Origin of the sequence: Pseudomonas sp. CFII64 (assembly GCF_000416235.1) — a bacterium.
GTDB lineage: Bacteria > Pseudomonadota > Gammaproteobacteria > Pseudomonadales > Pseudomonadaceae > Aquipseudomonas.
Genome location: NZ_ATLO01000047.1, coordinates 123,799 through 139,461 on the forward strand (window position 1 = coordinate 123,799; position 15,663 = coordinate 139,461).

Genomic DNA, 15,663 nt, shown 5'->3' on the forward strand with positions numbered 1-15,663 from the left:
TCGCTCAGCTCTTGGCTGTCACCACCATTTTCCTGGCATGTGCCAACGACTCTTTGGTCAGGTCAATACCGCCCAGCATTCGTGCGACTTCTTCGATGCGCTCGGTCTTGCTCAGCTTTGAAACAGCGGTGCGCGTGACATCGCTGTCGCGGACTTTGTGCACGAACAGATGCTGGTGGCCTTGCGCTGCGACTTGAGGCAAATGGGTCACGGTCATGACCTGGCCGCGATCACCCAGGCGTCGCAACAGTTGGCCGACGATTTCGGCCGTCGGTCCGCCAATGCCCACATCGACTTCATCGAACACCAGCGTCGGCACCCGCGACGTTTGCGCAGTAATAACCTGAATCGCCAGACTGATGCGTGACAGCTCGCCACCGGAAGCCACTTTGGCCAACGCCTTGAGCGGTTGACCCGGGTTGGCGCTGACCAGAAATTCCACCAGCTCCAGGCCGTTGGGCAGCAATTCTTTCTCGGAGTTGACCCGCAGTTCAATGTTGAAACGCCCGCCGGGCATGCCGAGGCGCTGGATTTCCTGCTCGACCGCATGCGCGAGCGTAGGGGCGGACCGATGACGCAGGTCACTTAGCTCTCTGGCCCTCTCCTTATAATGTCGCGCAAAGGCGGCCAGTTCGTGTTCCAGGCGTTCGATGGCTTCGTCGTTGGCGTTCAGTGTTTCGATTTCATCGAGCAGCTTCTGTTGCAGCGTGGCGACTTCAGTGGGCTGGATGCGATGTTTGCGCGCCAGGGTATAGATCGCGTCTAGCCGCTCTTCCAGTTGTTGCAGGCGTGCAGGATCAGCGTCGAAGTGGTCGAGGAAGCGGTTCAGCTCACCGACGGCTTCCTCGACCTGGATCTGTGCGCTGGAAAGCAGATTGGTGGCTTCACTCAGCGCTGTGGGCGAATCGTTGACGCTGCTCAGGCGGTGCAGGCTGGCGGTCAACGCATTGAGCACGTTGCCGGAATCATTTTCGCTGCACTGCTCGACCACTTGCCGGCAAATGCTCAGCAGGCTTTCGGCGTTGGTCAGGTTCTTGTGTTCCTGCTCCAGCTGTTCCAGCTCGTTTTCGCCCAGGCTCAGGCTTTCCAGTTCTTCAAGTTGGTAGCTCAGCAGTTGGTGGCGCGAGCGTTGCTCGTCGCCGGAGTTTGACAGGCGGTCCAGCTCCTGGCGCGTTTGCCGCCAGCGTTGTGCCGCCAGTTGAACCTGACGTGCCAGCTCGGTTGCGCCAGCGTATTCGTCCAGCAAGCGGCGATGAGTCTCGGCTTTGAGCAGCGACTGATGCTCATGTTGGCTGTGGATATCAATCAGCAGCTCGCCAAGGGCTTTCAAGTCACCTTGCGGGCAGGGCGTGCCGTTGATGTAGGACCGCGAGCGCCCTTCGGCAGTGATGACCCGGCGCAGGATGCACGGGCCGTCATTGTCCAGGTCGCGCTCTTGAAGCCAGACGCTGGCCTCGGGAATGTCAGCCAGATCGAAGGTGGCCAGGATGTCGGCCTTGTCCGCGCCGGGACGCACGACTCCGCTGTCGGCGCGATCCCCGAGGGTCAGGCCCAGTGCATCGAGCATGATCGATTTGCCAGCACCGGTTTCGCCGGTGATTACGCTCATGCCTCGGTCCAGCTCGAGATCGAGATGTTCAACGATGGCGTAGTTGTGTACGGAAAGGTGCACCAGCATGGAGTGGCTCCCAGGCGATTTGTCTGGTTATTTATACAGTGTTTTATTTGCCGGTGACAACGGCGTTTTTCGGCGTGATTCAGTTGCTGCACAGATTTTTTTAGCCCATAGGCACATTTTTTCAAGCGCCATAGGGACTTGGGCTATGTCAGAAATTTCGTAAGGGTATTGCTCGATCTCGTCTCACTAGCCCTTGAAGCTGAAAAATCCGCTCCCATATAGGGGGACAGAAGCGCGAGTTGAGCTCGCGGATGTTTTTGAAAGGAGAAATCTATGGCTGACGAACAGAATCTGGATCCGCAGACCCAGGACCAGGCTGCCGATGCAGCTTCCGGTGAAGAATTGGTAACGCGTGTGCAAGTGCTTGAAGAGCAGTTGGCTGCGGCACAGGACCAGTCCCTGCGAGTGGCTGCGGATCTGCAGAATGTCCGCCGCCGTGCAGAACAGGATGTCGAAAAGGCGCACAAATTCGCTCTCGAAAAATTCGCTGGCGACTTGTTGCCTATCGTCGACAGCCTTGAGCGTGGCCTTGAGCTGTCCGATGCGAACGACGAAAGCATTCGGCCAATGCGTGAAGGCATCGAGCTGACCTTGAAGATGTTCCACGACACTCTCAAGCGTTATCAGCTGGAAGCCATCGAGCCGCACGGCCAGCCATTCAATGCCGAGCATCATCAGGCAATGGCCATGCAGGAAAGCGCGGATGTCGAACCAAACAGCGTTCTGAAAGTGTTTCAGAAGGGTTACCAGCTTAATGGTCGCCTGCTGCGCCCGGCTATGGTCGTGGTCAGCAAGGCACCATCGCCTGTTCAGCCGTCAATTGACGAGCAGGCTTGAAATCAGCTGTCCGGCCCCCATTTATAGGCCAAGCGTTTAAGAGCTACCGCAATGTGTAAACGCAGTTGCGGCAACCCAATCAAAGTTTCGGGAGAGTCAAAAGATGGGCAGAATTATCGGTATCGACCTGGGGACCACCAACTCCTGCGTCTCCATTCTGGAAAACGGTAACGTCAAGGTTATCGAGAACGCCGAAGGCACTCGCACCACGCCTTCGATCATTGCTTACGCCAACGACGGCGAAATCCTCGTCGGTCAGTCGGCCAAGCGTCAGGCAGTGACCAATCCGCACAACACCCTGTACGCGGTGAAGCGTTTGATCGGTCGTCGTTTTGACGAAGAAGTGGTTCAGAAAGACATCCAGATGGTCCCTTACAAGATCGTCAAGGCTGACAACGGCGACGCATGGGTCGAAGTCAACGGCCAGAAAATGGCTCCGCCGCAGATCTCTGCTGAAATCCTGAAAAAGATGAAGAAAACCGCCGAAGACTATCTCGGCGAAGCTGTGACTGAAGCGGTCATCACTGTTCCGGCCTACTTCAACGACAGCCAGCGTCAAGCGACCAAGGACGCCGGCCGTATCGCGGGCCTGGACGTAAAACGCATCATCAACGAACCGACCGCAGCCGCTCTGGCTTACGGCATGGACAAAGCGAAAGGCGACCACACTGTCATCGTTTATGACCTGGGTGGCGGTACTTTCGACGTTTCGGTCATTGAAATCGCTGAAGTCGATGGCGAGCATCAGTTCGAAGTTCTGGCAACCAACGGTGACACGTTCCTCGGTGGTGAAGACTTCGACATCCGCTTGATCGACTACCTCGTAGACGAATTCAAGAAAGAAAGCGGCATGAACCTCAAGGGTGACCCGCTGGCGATGCAGCGCCTGAAAGAAGCCGCTGAAAAAGCCAAGATCGAGCTGTCTTCGAGCATGCAGACCGACGTCAACCTGCCGTACATCACTGCAGATGCGACCGGTCCCAAGCACTTGAACGTGAAGATCTCCCGTTCGAAGCTGGAATCGCTGGTTGAAGACCTGGTTCAGCGCACCATCGAACCTTGCCGCATTGCCTTGAAAGATGCCGGTATCGAAATCAACGCGATCAACGACGTGATTCTGGTCGGTGGTCAGACGCGTATGCCGCTGGTTCAGAAGCTGGTTACCGAGTTCTTCGGTAAAGAAGCACGTAAAGATGTCAACCCGGACGAAGCCGTTGCCATGGGTGCTGCTATCCAGGGTGCGGTTCTGGCTGGCGACGTCAAAGACGTTCTGCTGCTGGACGTAAGCCCGCTGACGCTGGGTATCGAAACCATGGGCGGCGTGATGACTGCGCTGATCGAGAAAAACACCACGATTCCTACCAAGAAATCCCAGGTGTTCTCGACGGCCGATGACAACCAGGGCGCAGTGACCATTCACGTTCTGCAGGGCGAGCGTAAGCAAGCCGGCCAGAACAAGTCGCTGGGCAAGTTTGACCTGGCCGAGATTCCACCTGCTCCACGTGGCGTCCCGCAAATCGAAGTAACCTTCGACATCGATGCCAACGGCATTCTGCACGTCGGCGCGAAAGACAAGGCGACTGGCAAGACTCAGTCCATCGTGATCAAGGCCAACTCCGGCCTGTCCGAGGAAGAAATTCAGCAGATGGTTCGTGATGCTGAAGTCAACGCTGAAGAAGACCGCAAGTTCGAAGAGCTGGCAGCCGCGCGTAACCAGGGCGACGCACTGGTTCACTCGACTCGCAAGATGATCTCCGACGCTGGCGAGAAAGTGACCGCAGAAGAAAAAACTGCGATCGAAGCGGCGCTGGTTGCTCTGGAAGCGGCCATCAAGGGCGACGACAAGTCTGTCATCGACGCCAAGGTCGAAGAGCTGTCCAAGGTTTCGGCTCCCGTTGCGCAGAAAATGTACGCCGATCAGGCTGAGCAGCCAGAAGCCGGTGCTCAGGCCGCGAAGGAAGAAGGCAAGCCTGCTGACGACGTTGTTGATGCAGAGTTTGAAGAAGTAAAAGACCACAAGTAAGCGCAGGCTCACTTGAGCGCCAGTTGACCGCTTGCGAGTGGTCACTGGTAGGATGTCGCCGCGCGGGAGCTTGCTCCCGCGTTGGCGTGTCTGGAATAGACGAATTTTTTAATGGCTTGCGGCGTGACTGCGCGAGCCCTGTGGCGAGGTCGCGATGCTCCTGCATGGTGGCTTGTTCTGCCGCTTTCTCGGTCAGGTGACTGGCTGTTGAACGAAGACCAGGATCGTTGAATTGACGTGAGTTGGGTCCGGGCCTGTATGGGGCTCAACGAGTTTGGCGAAGCTCAGGAGGGTTTCGCCGAACGTCCTCAAGAGTGCGGAAGAATTATGGCAAAGCGTGACTATTACGAAGTATTGGGGGTGGAGCGAGGCTCCAGCGAAGCGGATCTGAAAAAGGCTTATCGTCGTCTGGCGATGAAGCATCACCCGGATCGCAACCCTGACGACAAAGCGTCGGAAGACATGTTCAAAGAGGCCAACGAGGCCTATGAAGTGCTGTCCGATGCAAGCAAACGCGCGTCCTACGATCAGTATGGCCATGCCGGCGTTGACCCAAGCATGGGCGGCGGCGGTTTTGGTGGCGGCGCGGGCGGCGCGAATTTCTCCGATATATTCGGCGATGTCTTCAGCGACTTCTTCGGCGGCGGTCGTGGCGGTGGCGGCGGACGTGGCGGCGCTCAGCGCGGCAGCGACCTGCGTTATACCCTCGAACTGAACCTTGAAGAAGCGGTGCGCGGTACCACGGTGAATATCCGTGTGCCGACACTGGTCAACTGCAAGCCGTGTGATGGTTCGGGCGCGAAGAAAGGCTCTTCGCCGGTGACGTGCCCGACGTGTGGTGGTATTGGTCAGGTGCGTATGCAGCAGGGGTTTTTCTCCGTGCAGCAGACCTGCCCGCGCTGCCATGGTCATGGCAAGGTGATTTCCGATCCGTGCGATTCCTGTCATGGCGAAGGTCGGGTCGAGGAATACAAGACCCTGTCCGTGAAAGTACCGCCAGGCGTTGATACCGGTGATCGCATTCGTCTGTCTGGCGAAGGTGAGGCGGGCGCTCAAGGCGGTCCGACCGGCGACCTGTATGTCGTGATCAATGTGCGCGAGCACGCGATATTCCAGCGCGATGGCAAGCATCTGTACTGCGAAGTGCCGATCAGCTTCACCGACGCTGCATTGGGCGGTGAGCTGGAAGTGCCGACGCTGGATGGTCGGGTCAAGCTGAAGATTCCTGAAGGTACGCAAACCGGCAAACAGTTCCGCCTGCGTGGCAAGGGCGTTGCTCCGGTACGTGGCGGTGGTGCAGGCGACTTGATGTGCCGGGTCGCTGTGGAGACTCCGGTCAACCTCGGTCGTCGTCAGCGCGAATTGCTCGAAGAGTTCCGTGCAACGCTGGAAGGTGACAGCTCGCATTCGCCGAAAGCCACCGGTTGGTTCGACGGTGTGAAACGTTTCTTCGGCGATTTGTAAGCGCATTCAACGGGAGCAAGGCATGCGACGTATAGCTGTGATGGGCGCCGCCGGGCGCATGGGCAAGATTCTGATCGAAGCCGTTCAGCAGGCACCCGGTGCCGGTTTGACAGCCGCAATCGATCGTCCTGACAGCACGCTGGTAGGTGCTGATGCGGGCGAGTTGGCTGCACTGGGTCGAATTGGCGTGCCGTTGTCGGGAGATCTGGCCAAGGTCGTCGATGAATTCGACGTACTGATCGATTTCACGCATCCGTCCGTGACGCTGAAAAACCTGGCGTTCTGCCGCAAGGCTGGCAAGGCCATGATCATCGGCACCACGGGTTTCAGTGCTGAAGAAAAGCTGCGTCTGGCGGAGGCGGGCAAGGATATCCCGATCGTGTTCGCCGCCAATTTCAGCGTGGGTGTGAACCTGTGCCTGAAACTGCTCGACACGGCTGCTCGCGTGCTGGGTGATGATGTCGATATCGAAATCACCGAAGCGCATCACCGGCACAAGGTCGATGCGCCGTCCGGTACGGCGCTGCGCATGGGTGAAGTGGTCGCCAATGCCTTGGGTCGCGACCTGCAAAAGGTCGCGGTCTACGGACGGGAAGGGCAGACCGGTGCGCGGGATCGGCAAAGCATCGGTTTCGCAACCATTCGTGCCGGCGATATAGTCGGTGATCACACCGTGCTGTTCGCCGCCGATGGTGAGCGTGTCGAGATCACCCACAAGGCATCGAGCCGCATGACTTTCGCCAAAGGCGCTGTTCGGGCTGCTCTGTGGCTTGAGGGGCGCGAGCCTGGCTTGTACGACATGCAGGACGTGCTGGACCTGCGTTGATCGTTCTGATCACGCAATCGAGGGTCAGAATTCGCCATAAGCGTGAGTTTTGACCCTGTTTTACCCCCGCCGATTGAACTTCTGTCGCATTCCCCCGTCTTTTCGCCTCATTGCCGGTAGACCAAAACAGGGCTTTTCTGTAAGCTACAGCTTTAGTGTGTCCACTAAAAGCGCGCAGATGATTCGATAAGAAAGCGGGGTGACGTGTCTATACGTCATTCCGCTTTTTTGCAAACTGCGAACGCCCTTTCAGGCTTTACTTACGGGAGGTCTTCTTGACTAAGCCAGCCATACTCGCCCTTGCTGATGGCAGCATTTTTCGCGGCGAAGCCATTGGAGCCGACGGTCAAACCGTTGGTGAGGTAGTGTTTAACACTGCCATGACCGGCTATCAGGAAATCCTTACCGATCCTTCCTATGCCCAACAAATCGTCACGCTGACGTATCCGCACATCGGCAACACCGGCACTACGCCGGAAGACGCCGAATCGGATCGCGTCTGGTCTGCAGGCCTGGTCATTCGTGACCTGCCGCTGGTAGCCAGCAACTGGCGCAACAAGATGTCCCTTGGCGACTACCTCAAAGCCAACGGCGTCGTTGCCATTGCCGGTATCGACACGCGCCGCCTGACCCGCATCCTGCGTGAGAAAGGCGCACAGAACGGCTGCATCCTCGCCGGCGACAACATCTCCGACGAAGCGGCTATCGCCGCCGCGCGTGGCTTCCCAGGCCTCAAGGGCATGGACCTGGCGAAAGTCGTCAGCGTCAAGGAAAGCTACGAATGGCGCACCAGCGTCTGGGCCTTGAAGACCGACAGCAGCCCTGAAATCGCCGCCAGCGACTTGAAGTATCACGTCGTGGCCTACGATTACGGCGTCAAGCTGAACATTCTGCGCATGCTGGTCGAGCGCGGCTGCCGGGTCACTGTTGTGCCTGCGCAAACTCCGGCCGGCGATGTGTTGGCGATGAATCCGGATGGCGTGTTCCTGTCCAACGGTCCTGGCGATCCTGAGCCGTGCGACTACGCGATTCAGGCGATCAAGGATGTGCTGGAAACCGACATTCCGGTGTTCGGCATCTGCCTGGGTCACCAATTGCTGGCTCTGGCCTCGGGCGCGAAGACCATCAAGATGGCCCTGGGTCACCATGGTGCGAACCACCCGGTTCAGGATCTGGATACCGGCGTGGTCATGATCACCAGCCAGAACCACGGTTTTGCGGTGGACGAAGCGACCCTGCCGGGCAACCTTCGCGCGATTCACAAATCGCTGTTCGACGGCAGCCTGCAAGGCATCGAGCGCACCGACAAGGATGCGTTCAGCTTCCAGGGTCACCCTGAAGCGAGCCCGGGTCCGACCGACGTTGCGCCACTGTTTGATCGCTTCATCGAAGCGATGGCCAAGCGACGCTGACCGGTTGCCTTGAGAATGTAACGCGCAGGTGACTGGGCAGGCCCCGAACGACACGTCGTCCGGTAAATGGCCGCCCAGCCATCGCAGAGAAGCAGACCTACGTATTCGAGTGACAACCCATGCCAAAACGTACAGACATTAAAAGCATCCTGATTCTTGGCGCCGGCCCCATCGTGATCGGCCAGGCCTGTGAATTCGACTACTCCGGCGCCCAGGCCTGCAAAGCCCTGCGCGAAGAGGGTTACCGCGTCATCCTGGTGAACTCCAACCCGGCGACGATCATGACCGACCCGTCGATGGCCGACGCAACGTACATCGAGCCGATCAAGTGGCAGACCGTTGCCAAGATCATCGAAAAAGAGCGTCCGGACGCGCTGCTGCCAACCATGGGCGGCCAGACCGCACTGAACTGCGCACTGGATCTGGAGCGCGAAGGCGTTCTGGAGAAGTACAACGTTGAGATGATCGGCGCCAATGCCGACACCATCGACAAGGCTGAAGACCGTTCGCGTTTCGACAAGGCCATGAAGTCCATCGGCCTGGACTGCCCGCGTTCCGGCATCGCCCACACCATGGAAGAGTCCTACGCGGTTCTGGAAAAGCTCGGCTTCCCGTGCATCATCCGTCCGTCGTTCACCATGGGCGGCACCGGTGGCGGCATCGCTTACAACCGTGAAGAATTCGAAGAAATCTGCACCCGTGGTCTGGACCTGTCGCCGACTAAAGAGCTGCTGATCGACGAATCGCTGATCGGCTGGAAAGAATACGAGATGGAAGTGGTCCGCGACAAAAAGGACAACTGCATCATCGTCTGCTCCATCGAAAACTTCGATCCGATGGGCGTCCACACCGGCGACTCCATCACTGTTGCGCCAGCCCAGACGCTGACCGACAAGGAATACCAGATCATGCGTAACGCCTCGCTGGCGGTACTGCGTGAGATCGGCGTTGAAACCGGCGGCTCCAACGTCCAGTTCGGCATCTGCCCGGACACGGGCCGTATGGTCGTGATCGAGATGAACCCGCGTGTATCGCGTTCCTCGGCACTGGCTTCGAAAGCGACCGGTTTCCCGATTGCTCGCGTCGCCGCCAAGCTGGCCATCGGTTACACCCTCGACGAACTGCAGAACGAAATCACCGGCGGCAAGACTCCGGCGTCCTTCGAGCCGTCCATCGACTATGTGGTCACCAAGCTGCCGCGCTTCGCCTTCGAGAAATTCCCGAAAGCCGATGCACGCCTGACGACCCAGATGAAGTCGGTTGGCGAAGTCATGGCCATCGGCCGGACTTTCCAGGAATCCTTGCAGAAAGCCCTGCGCGGCCTTGAAGTCGGCGTGAGCGGTCTGGATCCGAAGCTGGACCTGAGCAACCCGGAAAGCATGGGCGTGCTCAAGCGCGAGCTGACCGTGCCGGGCGCCGAGCGTATCTGGTACGTCGCGGATGCGTTCCGTGCTGGCATGACTGTCGAAGAAATCTTCGCTATGAACATGATCGATCCGTGGTTCCTGGTGCAGATCGAAGACCTGATCAAGGACGAAGAGAAGATCAAGACCCTCGGTCTGGCGACTATCGACCGCGACCTGATGTATCGCCTCAAGCGCAAAGGCTTCTCCGATGCGCGTCTGGCCAAGCTGCTGGGCGTTACCGAGAAAAACCTGCGTCGCCATCGTCACAAGCTTGAGGTGTATCCGGTCTACAAGCGCGTTGACACCTGCGCTGCCGAGTTCTCCACCGATACGGCCTACATGTATTCGACCTACGAGGAAGAGTGCGAAGCCAATCCGACGACTCGCGACAAGATCATGATCCTGGGTGGCGGTCCTAACCGCATCGGCCAGGGCATCGAGTTCGATTATTGCTGTGTGCACGCGGCACTCGCCCTGCGCGAAGACGGGTACGAGACCATCATGGTCAACTGCAACCCGGAAACCGTGTCCACCGATTACGACACCTCGGATCGCCTGTACTTCGAACCCGTAACCCTGGAAGACGTGCTGGAAATCGTCCGCGTCGAGAAGCCAAAAGGCGTGATCGTCCAGTACGGCGGGCAAACCCCGTTGAAACTGGCGCGTGCTCTTGAAGAAGCTGGCGTGCCGATCATCGGCACCAGCCCTGACGCGATCGACCGTGCAGAAGACCGTGAGCGCTTCCAGCAGATGGTCGAGCGCCTTAACCTGCGTCAGCCGCCAAACGCGACGGTGCGCAGCGAAGACGAAGCGATTCGTGCTGCGGGCAAGATTGGTTATCCGCTGGTGGTGCGTCCTTCCTACGTGTTGGGCGGCCGGGCGATGGAAATCGTCTACGAAGAAGATGAACTCAAGCGCTACCTGCGTGATGCCGTGAAAGTGTCCAACGACAGCCCGGTGCTGCTCGACCACTTCCTGAACTGCGCCATCGAAATGGACGTCGACGCGGTCTGCGACGGCACTGACGTGGTGATTGGCGCAATCATGCAGCACATCGAGCAGGCGGGTGTTCACTCCGGCGACTCGGCATGTTCGCTGCCGCCGTACTCGCTGCCTGGGCATATCCAGGACGAGATGCGCGAACAGGTCAAGAAAATGGCCCTGGAACTGGGCGTTGTCGGCTTGATGAACGTGCAGCTGGCGTTGCAGGGTGAAGACATCTACGTGATCGAAGTGAATCCACGTGCCTCGCGTACCGTGCCGTTCGTTTCCAAGTGCATCGGTGTTTCCCTGGCGATGATCGCAGCACGCGTCATGGCCGGCAAAACCCTGAAAGAACTGAACTTCACCAAAGAAATCATCCCGAACTTCTACAGCGTGAAAGAAGCGGTATTCCCGTTCGCCAAGTTCCCGGGCGTTGACCCGATCCTTGGCCCTGAGATGAAGTCCACCGGTGAAGTGATGGGTGTCGGCGACACCTTCGGCGAGGCTTTTGCCAAGGCCCAGATGGGCGCCAGCGAAGTCCTGCCGACCGGTGGTACTGCGTTCATCAGCGTGCGTGATGACGACAAGCCATTGGTGGCCGGTGTCGCTCGCGACCTGATCAGCCTGGGCTTCCAGATCGTCGCAACGGCCGGTACCGCCAAGCTTATCGAAGCTGCGGGCCTGAAAGTCCGCCGCGTCAACAAGGTGACCGAAGGCCGTCCGCATGTGGTCGACATGATCAAGAATGACGAAGTCACGCTGATCATCAACACCACGGAAGGGCGCCAGTCGATCGCTGATTCCTACTCCATTCGCCGCAACGCCTTGCAGCACAAGATTTACTGCACCACCACCATTGCTGCAGGCGAGGCCATCTGTGAAGCGCTCAAGTTCGGTCCGGAAAAGACCGTGCGTCGCTTGCAGGATCTACATGCAGGGTTGAAGGCATGATCAAATATCCAATGACCGTCCAGGGCGCGAAAGCCCTGGAAGAAGAACACGCACATCTCACCAAGGTCGTTCGTCCCAAGCTCAGCTCGGACATTGGCACTGCACGTGAACTGGGCGACCTCAAGGAAAACGCTGAATACCATGCCGCTCGCGAACAGCAGGGCATGGTCGAGGCGCGTATCCGCGATATCGAAGGCCGCATGCAGAACGCGGTGGTTATCGACGTCACGACCATCGAGCGCACCGGCAAGGTGATTTTCGGCACGACCGTGGAAATCGCCAACGTCGAAACTGACGATCGTGTGACCTACCAGATCGTTGGCGAAGATGAAGCCGATATCAAGAAGGGCAAGATTTCAGTGGGGTCGCCCATTGCTCGTGCCCTGATCGCCAAGGAAGAAGGTGACGTCGTTGCCGTCAAGACGCCTGGCGGCGTTATCGAGTACGAGATTGTTGAAGTCAGGCACATTTGACCTGGGGCGCCCATTCGCAATGGGCGCGATCATCTGGCAGCTCGCCCAGACCTTGTGGGTGGGCGGCCTGGTGTTGCTGCACCTGGCGTTGTTGACGGTGTTGGACCAGACCGGTCTGGCACCGTTATTGATTCATGAATTCGCCAATTTTTCCGGAGCGGTACTGGTGGGTTTCGCGGCAGTCTGCGCGATGCTTCAGATGGCGGTTCTGGTCAGTGCGGAAGGTGTTTCGAGTGCGTGGTCTGACCTGCGTGGCCAGCTTTTGCTGATCGCACTGTTGGCCTCGGCCAGCTATTTTGCATTGCGTTACTGGCTGCCCGATGCGTTGCACCTGCAGTTGATGAGTTATCTGGTGTTGGGCTTGTCTGGCTTGCTGCTGGTCTTGCAACCAGTGCCGGGAAGGAGCAACAGGGCGCGCTAGTGCGGCCCTGGCTTTGTTACATCAAACGGCGCGGTGGACGTTCGACAGCAGCTTGTTTACCTTTGGATTCTTGCGATAAATCAGTGCCATCTTGCCGATGACCTGTACGAGATCCGCTTTACCAGCCTTGCACAGTTCTGCAATGGCCTGAAGACGGCTTTCGCGTTCGAGGATGTTGAGTTTGATTTTAATCAGCTCGTGATCGCCCAATGCGCGTTCAAGCTCTGCTAACACACCTTCAGTCAAACCATTGTCGGCCACAGTCAATACCGGTTTCAGATGGTGGCCAATGGATTTGTACTGTTTCTTCTGCTCCTGAGTGAGCGGCATAATCTGACCCCTGCGTCTGATCTTGTAAAAAGCGGCGGCCAGTTTACCCGAGCGAGTCCGGGACCGCCCAGTTAATCACGACTCGTTTATTTTTGAGGTGCCCCGTGGCCCGTTCCAAGACAAGCCATAACTGGCTCAAAGAACACTTCGACGACAAATACGTCAAAATGGCGCAGAAGGACGGCTATCGTTCTCGCGCCAGCTACAAGCTCCTGGAGATCCAGGAAAAGGACAAAATCATCCGGCCCGGCATGACCGTGATCGATCTCGGCGCCGCGCCGGGCGGGTGGTCGCAAGTGACCAGTCGTCTGATTGGCGGTCAAGGTCGCCTGATCGCGTCCGACATTCTGGAAATGGACAGCATCCCTGATGTGACCTTTATTCAGGGCGATTTCACCGAGGACGCCGTGCTTGCACAAATCCTGGAAGCTGTCGGTAAAACGCAGGTAGACCTTGTGATTTCCGATATGGCCCCCAATATGAGTGGATTGAGCGCTGTCGATATGCCTCGCGCCATGTTCCTGTGCGAATTGGCACTGGATCTCGCAGGGCGGGTTTTGCGGCCAGGTGGTGATTTTTTGATCAAGGTCTTCCAGGGTGAAGGCTTCGACAAGTACCACAAGGACATCCGCAAGCTGTTCGACAAGGTCCAGATGCGCAAGCCGGAATCATCACGTGACCGCTCTCGCGAGCAGTACTTGCTGGGTCGAGGCTTTCGCGGCATTGAAGGCTCGGAAAGCATCGAGCGCAATTGAGACGGGCCGATAGTTTTTTTCAAATGGCCCTGCGGTTGAAGCATAAACGAACATGCGGTAGTCAAAGTTTCACAAAGGGTTACAGACGGCGCCTGCCACATCTGTAGGTTCTGTAGTAAGTTAGGCCGGTGAATATCATGCGAGGCACGCTCCTGCGTGGAGCTTGCTTCAGAGGGTAGCTAATTGAACGATATGGCAAAGAATTTGATCCTGTGGTTGATCATCGCGGCTGTCCTTGTGACGGTGATGAACAACTTCTCCAGCCCGAACGAGCCGCAGACCCTCAACTATTCCGAGTTCATCCAGCAGGTCAAGGATGGCAAGGTTGAGAAGGTTGCCGTTGATGGTTACGTCATCACCGGCAAGCGCAGCGACGGCGATACCTTCAAGACTATTCGTCCGGCCATTCAGGACAACGGTCTGATCGGTGATCTGGTCGACAACAACGTGGTTATCGAAGGCAAGCAGCCTGAGCAGCAGAGCATCTGGACTCAGCTTCTGGTTGCCAGCTTCCCGATCCTCGTGATCATCGCCGTGTTCATGTTCTTCATGCGCCAGATGCAAGGTGGCGCGGGAGGCAAGGGCGGGCCGATGAGTTTCGGCAAGAGCAAGGCGCGTCTGCTGTCTGAAGATCAGGTCAAGACGACCCTGGCCGATGTCGCAGGTTGCGACGAAGCCAAGGAAGAAGTCGGTGAACTGGTCGAGTTTCTCCGTGATCCGGGTAAATTCCAGCGTCTTGGCGGCCGCATTCCACGCGGCGTGCTGATGGTGGGCCCGCCAGGTACCGGTAAAACCCTGCTTGCCAAGGCGATTGCCGGCGAAGCGAAAGTGCCGTTCTTCACTATTTCCGGTTCCGACTTTGTCGAGATGTTCGTGGGTGTTGGTGCAAGCCGCGTCCGTGACATGTTCGAGCAGGCCAAGAAGCACGCACCTTGCATCATCTTCATCGACGAAATCGATGCCGTGGGTCGCCATCGTGGCGCCGGCATGGGTGGTGGTCACGACGAGCGTGAGCAGACACTCAACCAGTTGCTGGTGGAGATGGACGGCTTCGAAATGAACGATGGCATCATCGTCATTGCTGCTACCAACCGTCCTGACGTACTCGATCCAGCCTTGCTGCGTCCGGGTCGTTTCGACCGTCAGGTTGTGGTCGGTTTGCCGGATATCCGTGGTCGCGAGCAAATCCTCAAAGTCCACATGCGTAAAGTGCCAATGGGCGAAGACGTTAACCCGGGCGTAATCGCTCGTGGTACGCCTGGCTTCTCCGGTGCCGATCTTGCCAACCTGGTCAACGAGGCTTCGTTGTTCGCTGCCCGTACCGGTAAGCGCATTGTCGAGATGAAGGAATTCGAACTGGCCAAAGACAAGATCATGATGGGCGCCGAGCGCAAATCCATGGTCATGTCCGAGAAAGAGAAGCAGAACACCGCTTATCACGAAGCCGGTCACGCTATTGTCGGTCGAGTAGTGCCTGAGCACGATCCGGTCTACAAGGTTTCGATCATTCCGCGTGGTCGTGCGCTGGGTGTAACCATGTTCCTTCCTGAGGAAGATCGTTACAGCCTGTCCAAGCGCGCCTTGATCAGCCAGATCTGTTCGTTGTATGGCGGTCGTATCGCTGAAGAGATGACGCTGGGTTTTGACGGTGTGACCACCGGCGCTTCCAACGACATCATGCGTGCAAGCCAGATTGCCCGGAACATGGTGACCAAGTGGGGTCTTTCGGAAAAACTCGGTCCGCTGCTGTACGGCGAAGACGAGAACGAAGGTTACCTGGGTCGCGGGGGTGGTGGTCCAAGCAGTGGTTTGTCGGCTGAAACCGCTCGTTTGATCGACTCCGAAGTGCGCAGCATCATTGACCAGTGCTACGGCACGGCCAAGCAGATCCTTACGGATAATCGCGACAAGCTGGATGCGATGGCTGATGCATTGATGAAGTACGAAACGATTGATGCCGAGCAAATCGACGACATCATGGCTGGCCGCGCTCCACGCGAGCCGCGCGATTGGGAAGGTGGTTCGGGTACGCCAAGTGCGCCGGTAACGCCTCCGGACATCCGTCCGGAAACTCCAATCGGCGGTCCAGCTGCTGAACACTAA

General features: G+C 57.8%; 12 protein-coding genes. 10 read left to right on the plus strand and 2 right to left on the minus strand.

Going from position 1 to position 15,663, the window contains the following annotated elements; genetic code table 11:
- Nucleotides 1–4 precede the first annotated feature (4 nt).
- Nucleotides 5–1,678 (minus strand): DNA repair protein RecN, encoded by a 1,674-nt coding sequence (gene recN, locus CFII64_RS22625; protein WP_020293181.1) that lies wholly within the window; start codon nucleotides 1,676–1,678, stop codon nucleotides 5–7.
- A 273-nt stretch (nucleotides 1,679–1,951) separates the two neighbouring features.
- On the opposite strand from recN, the gene grpE reads away from it, so the two are divergent.
- From grpE to CFII64_RS22665, 8 genes are all read left to right on the plus strand, one after another.
- Nucleotides 1,952–2,515, plus strand: coding sequence for a nucleotide exchange factor GrpE (gene grpE, locus CFII64_RS22630; RefSeq protein WP_020293182.1), 564 nt, complete (start codon nucleotides 1,952–1,954; stop codon nucleotides 2,513–2,515).
- Between the two features lie 103 nt (nucleotides 2,516–2,618).
- Nucleotides 2,619–4,538 carry a molecular chaperone DnaK gene (gene dnaK, locus CFII64_RS22635; RefSeq protein ID WP_020293183.1) on the plus strand — a complete coding sequence of 640 codons (1,920 nt, stop codon included), beginning with the start codon at nucleotides 2,619–2,621 and terminating at the stop codon, nucleotides 4,536–4,538.
- A gap of 327 nt (nucleotides 4,539–4,865) precedes the next feature.
- Nucleotides 4,866–6,002, plus strand: coding sequence for a molecular chaperone DnaJ (gene dnaJ, locus CFII64_RS22640; protein WP_020293184.1), 1,137 nt, complete (start codon nucleotides 4,866–4,868; stop codon nucleotides 6,000–6,002).
- 22 nt (nucleotides 6,003–6,024) lie between these two features.
- Nucleotides 6,025–6,828 (plus strand): 4-hydroxy-tetrahydrodipicolinate reductase, encoded by an 804-nt coding sequence (gene dapB / locus CFII64_RS22645; RefSeq protein WP_020293185.1) that lies wholly within the window; start codon nucleotides 6,025–6,027, stop codon nucleotides 6,826–6,828.
- A 275-nt stretch (nucleotides 6,829–7,103) separates the two neighbouring features.
- Entirely contained in the window at nucleotides 7,104–8,240 is a 1,137-nt protein-coding gene (gene carA / locus CFII64_RS22650) for a glutamine-hydrolyzing carbamoyl-phosphate synthase small subunit (protein ID WP_020293186.1), read from the plus strand.
- Between the two features lie 119 nt (nucleotides 8,241–8,359).
- Nucleotides 8,360–11,581 carry a carbamoyl-phosphate synthase large subunit gene (carB, locus tag CFII64_RS22655; protein ID WP_020293187.1) on the plus strand — a complete coding sequence of 1,074 codons (3,222 nt, stop codon included), beginning with the start codon at nucleotides 8,360–8,362 and terminating at the stop codon, nucleotides 11,579–11,581.
- On the plus strand, nucleotides 11,578–12,054 hold the full coding sequence (greA, locus tag CFII64_RS22660) for a transcription elongation factor GreA (protein ID WP_020293188.1): 477 nt from the start codon (nucleotides 11,578–11,580) through the stop codon (nucleotides 12,052–12,054). The genes carB and greA overlap by 4 nt, the downstream gene beginning before the upstream one ends.
- Nucleotides 12,055–12,082: 28 nt before the next feature.
- Nucleotides 12,083–12,475 carry a hypothetical protein gene (locus CFII64_RS22665; protein WP_044901636.1) on the plus strand — a complete coding sequence of 131 codons (393 nt, stop codon included), beginning with the start codon at nucleotides 12,083–12,085 and terminating at the stop codon, nucleotides 12,473–12,475.
- Nucleotides 12,476–12,496: 21 nt separating this feature from the next.
- On the opposite strand, the gene CFII64_RS22670 is transcribed toward CFII64_RS22665, so the two are convergent.
- On the minus strand, nucleotides 12,497–12,805 hold the full coding sequence (locus CFII64_RS22670) for a YhbY family RNA-binding protein (RefSeq protein ID WP_020293190.1): 309 nt from the start codon (nucleotides 12,803–12,805) through the stop codon (nucleotides 12,497–12,499).
- A 104-nt stretch (nucleotides 12,806–12,909) separates the two neighbouring features.
- Here CFII64_RS22670 and rlmE point away from each other — a divergent pair, with 104 nt between their 5' ends.
- Complete coding sequence (gene rlmE, locus CFII64_RS22675; protein WP_020293191.1) at nucleotides 12,910–13,560, plus strand: 23S rRNA (uridine(2552)-2'-O)-methyltransferase RlmE; 651 nt, start codon at nucleotides 12,910–12,912, stop codon at nucleotides 13,558–13,560.
- 192 nt (nucleotides 13,561–13,752) lie between these two features.
- Nucleotides 13,753–15,663 carry an ATP-dependent zinc metalloprotease FtsH gene (gene ftsH, locus CFII64_RS22680; RefSeq protein WP_020293192.1) on the plus strand — a complete coding sequence of 637 codons (1,911 nt, stop codon included), beginning with the start codon at nucleotides 13,753–13,755 and terminating at the stop codon, nucleotides 15,661–15,663.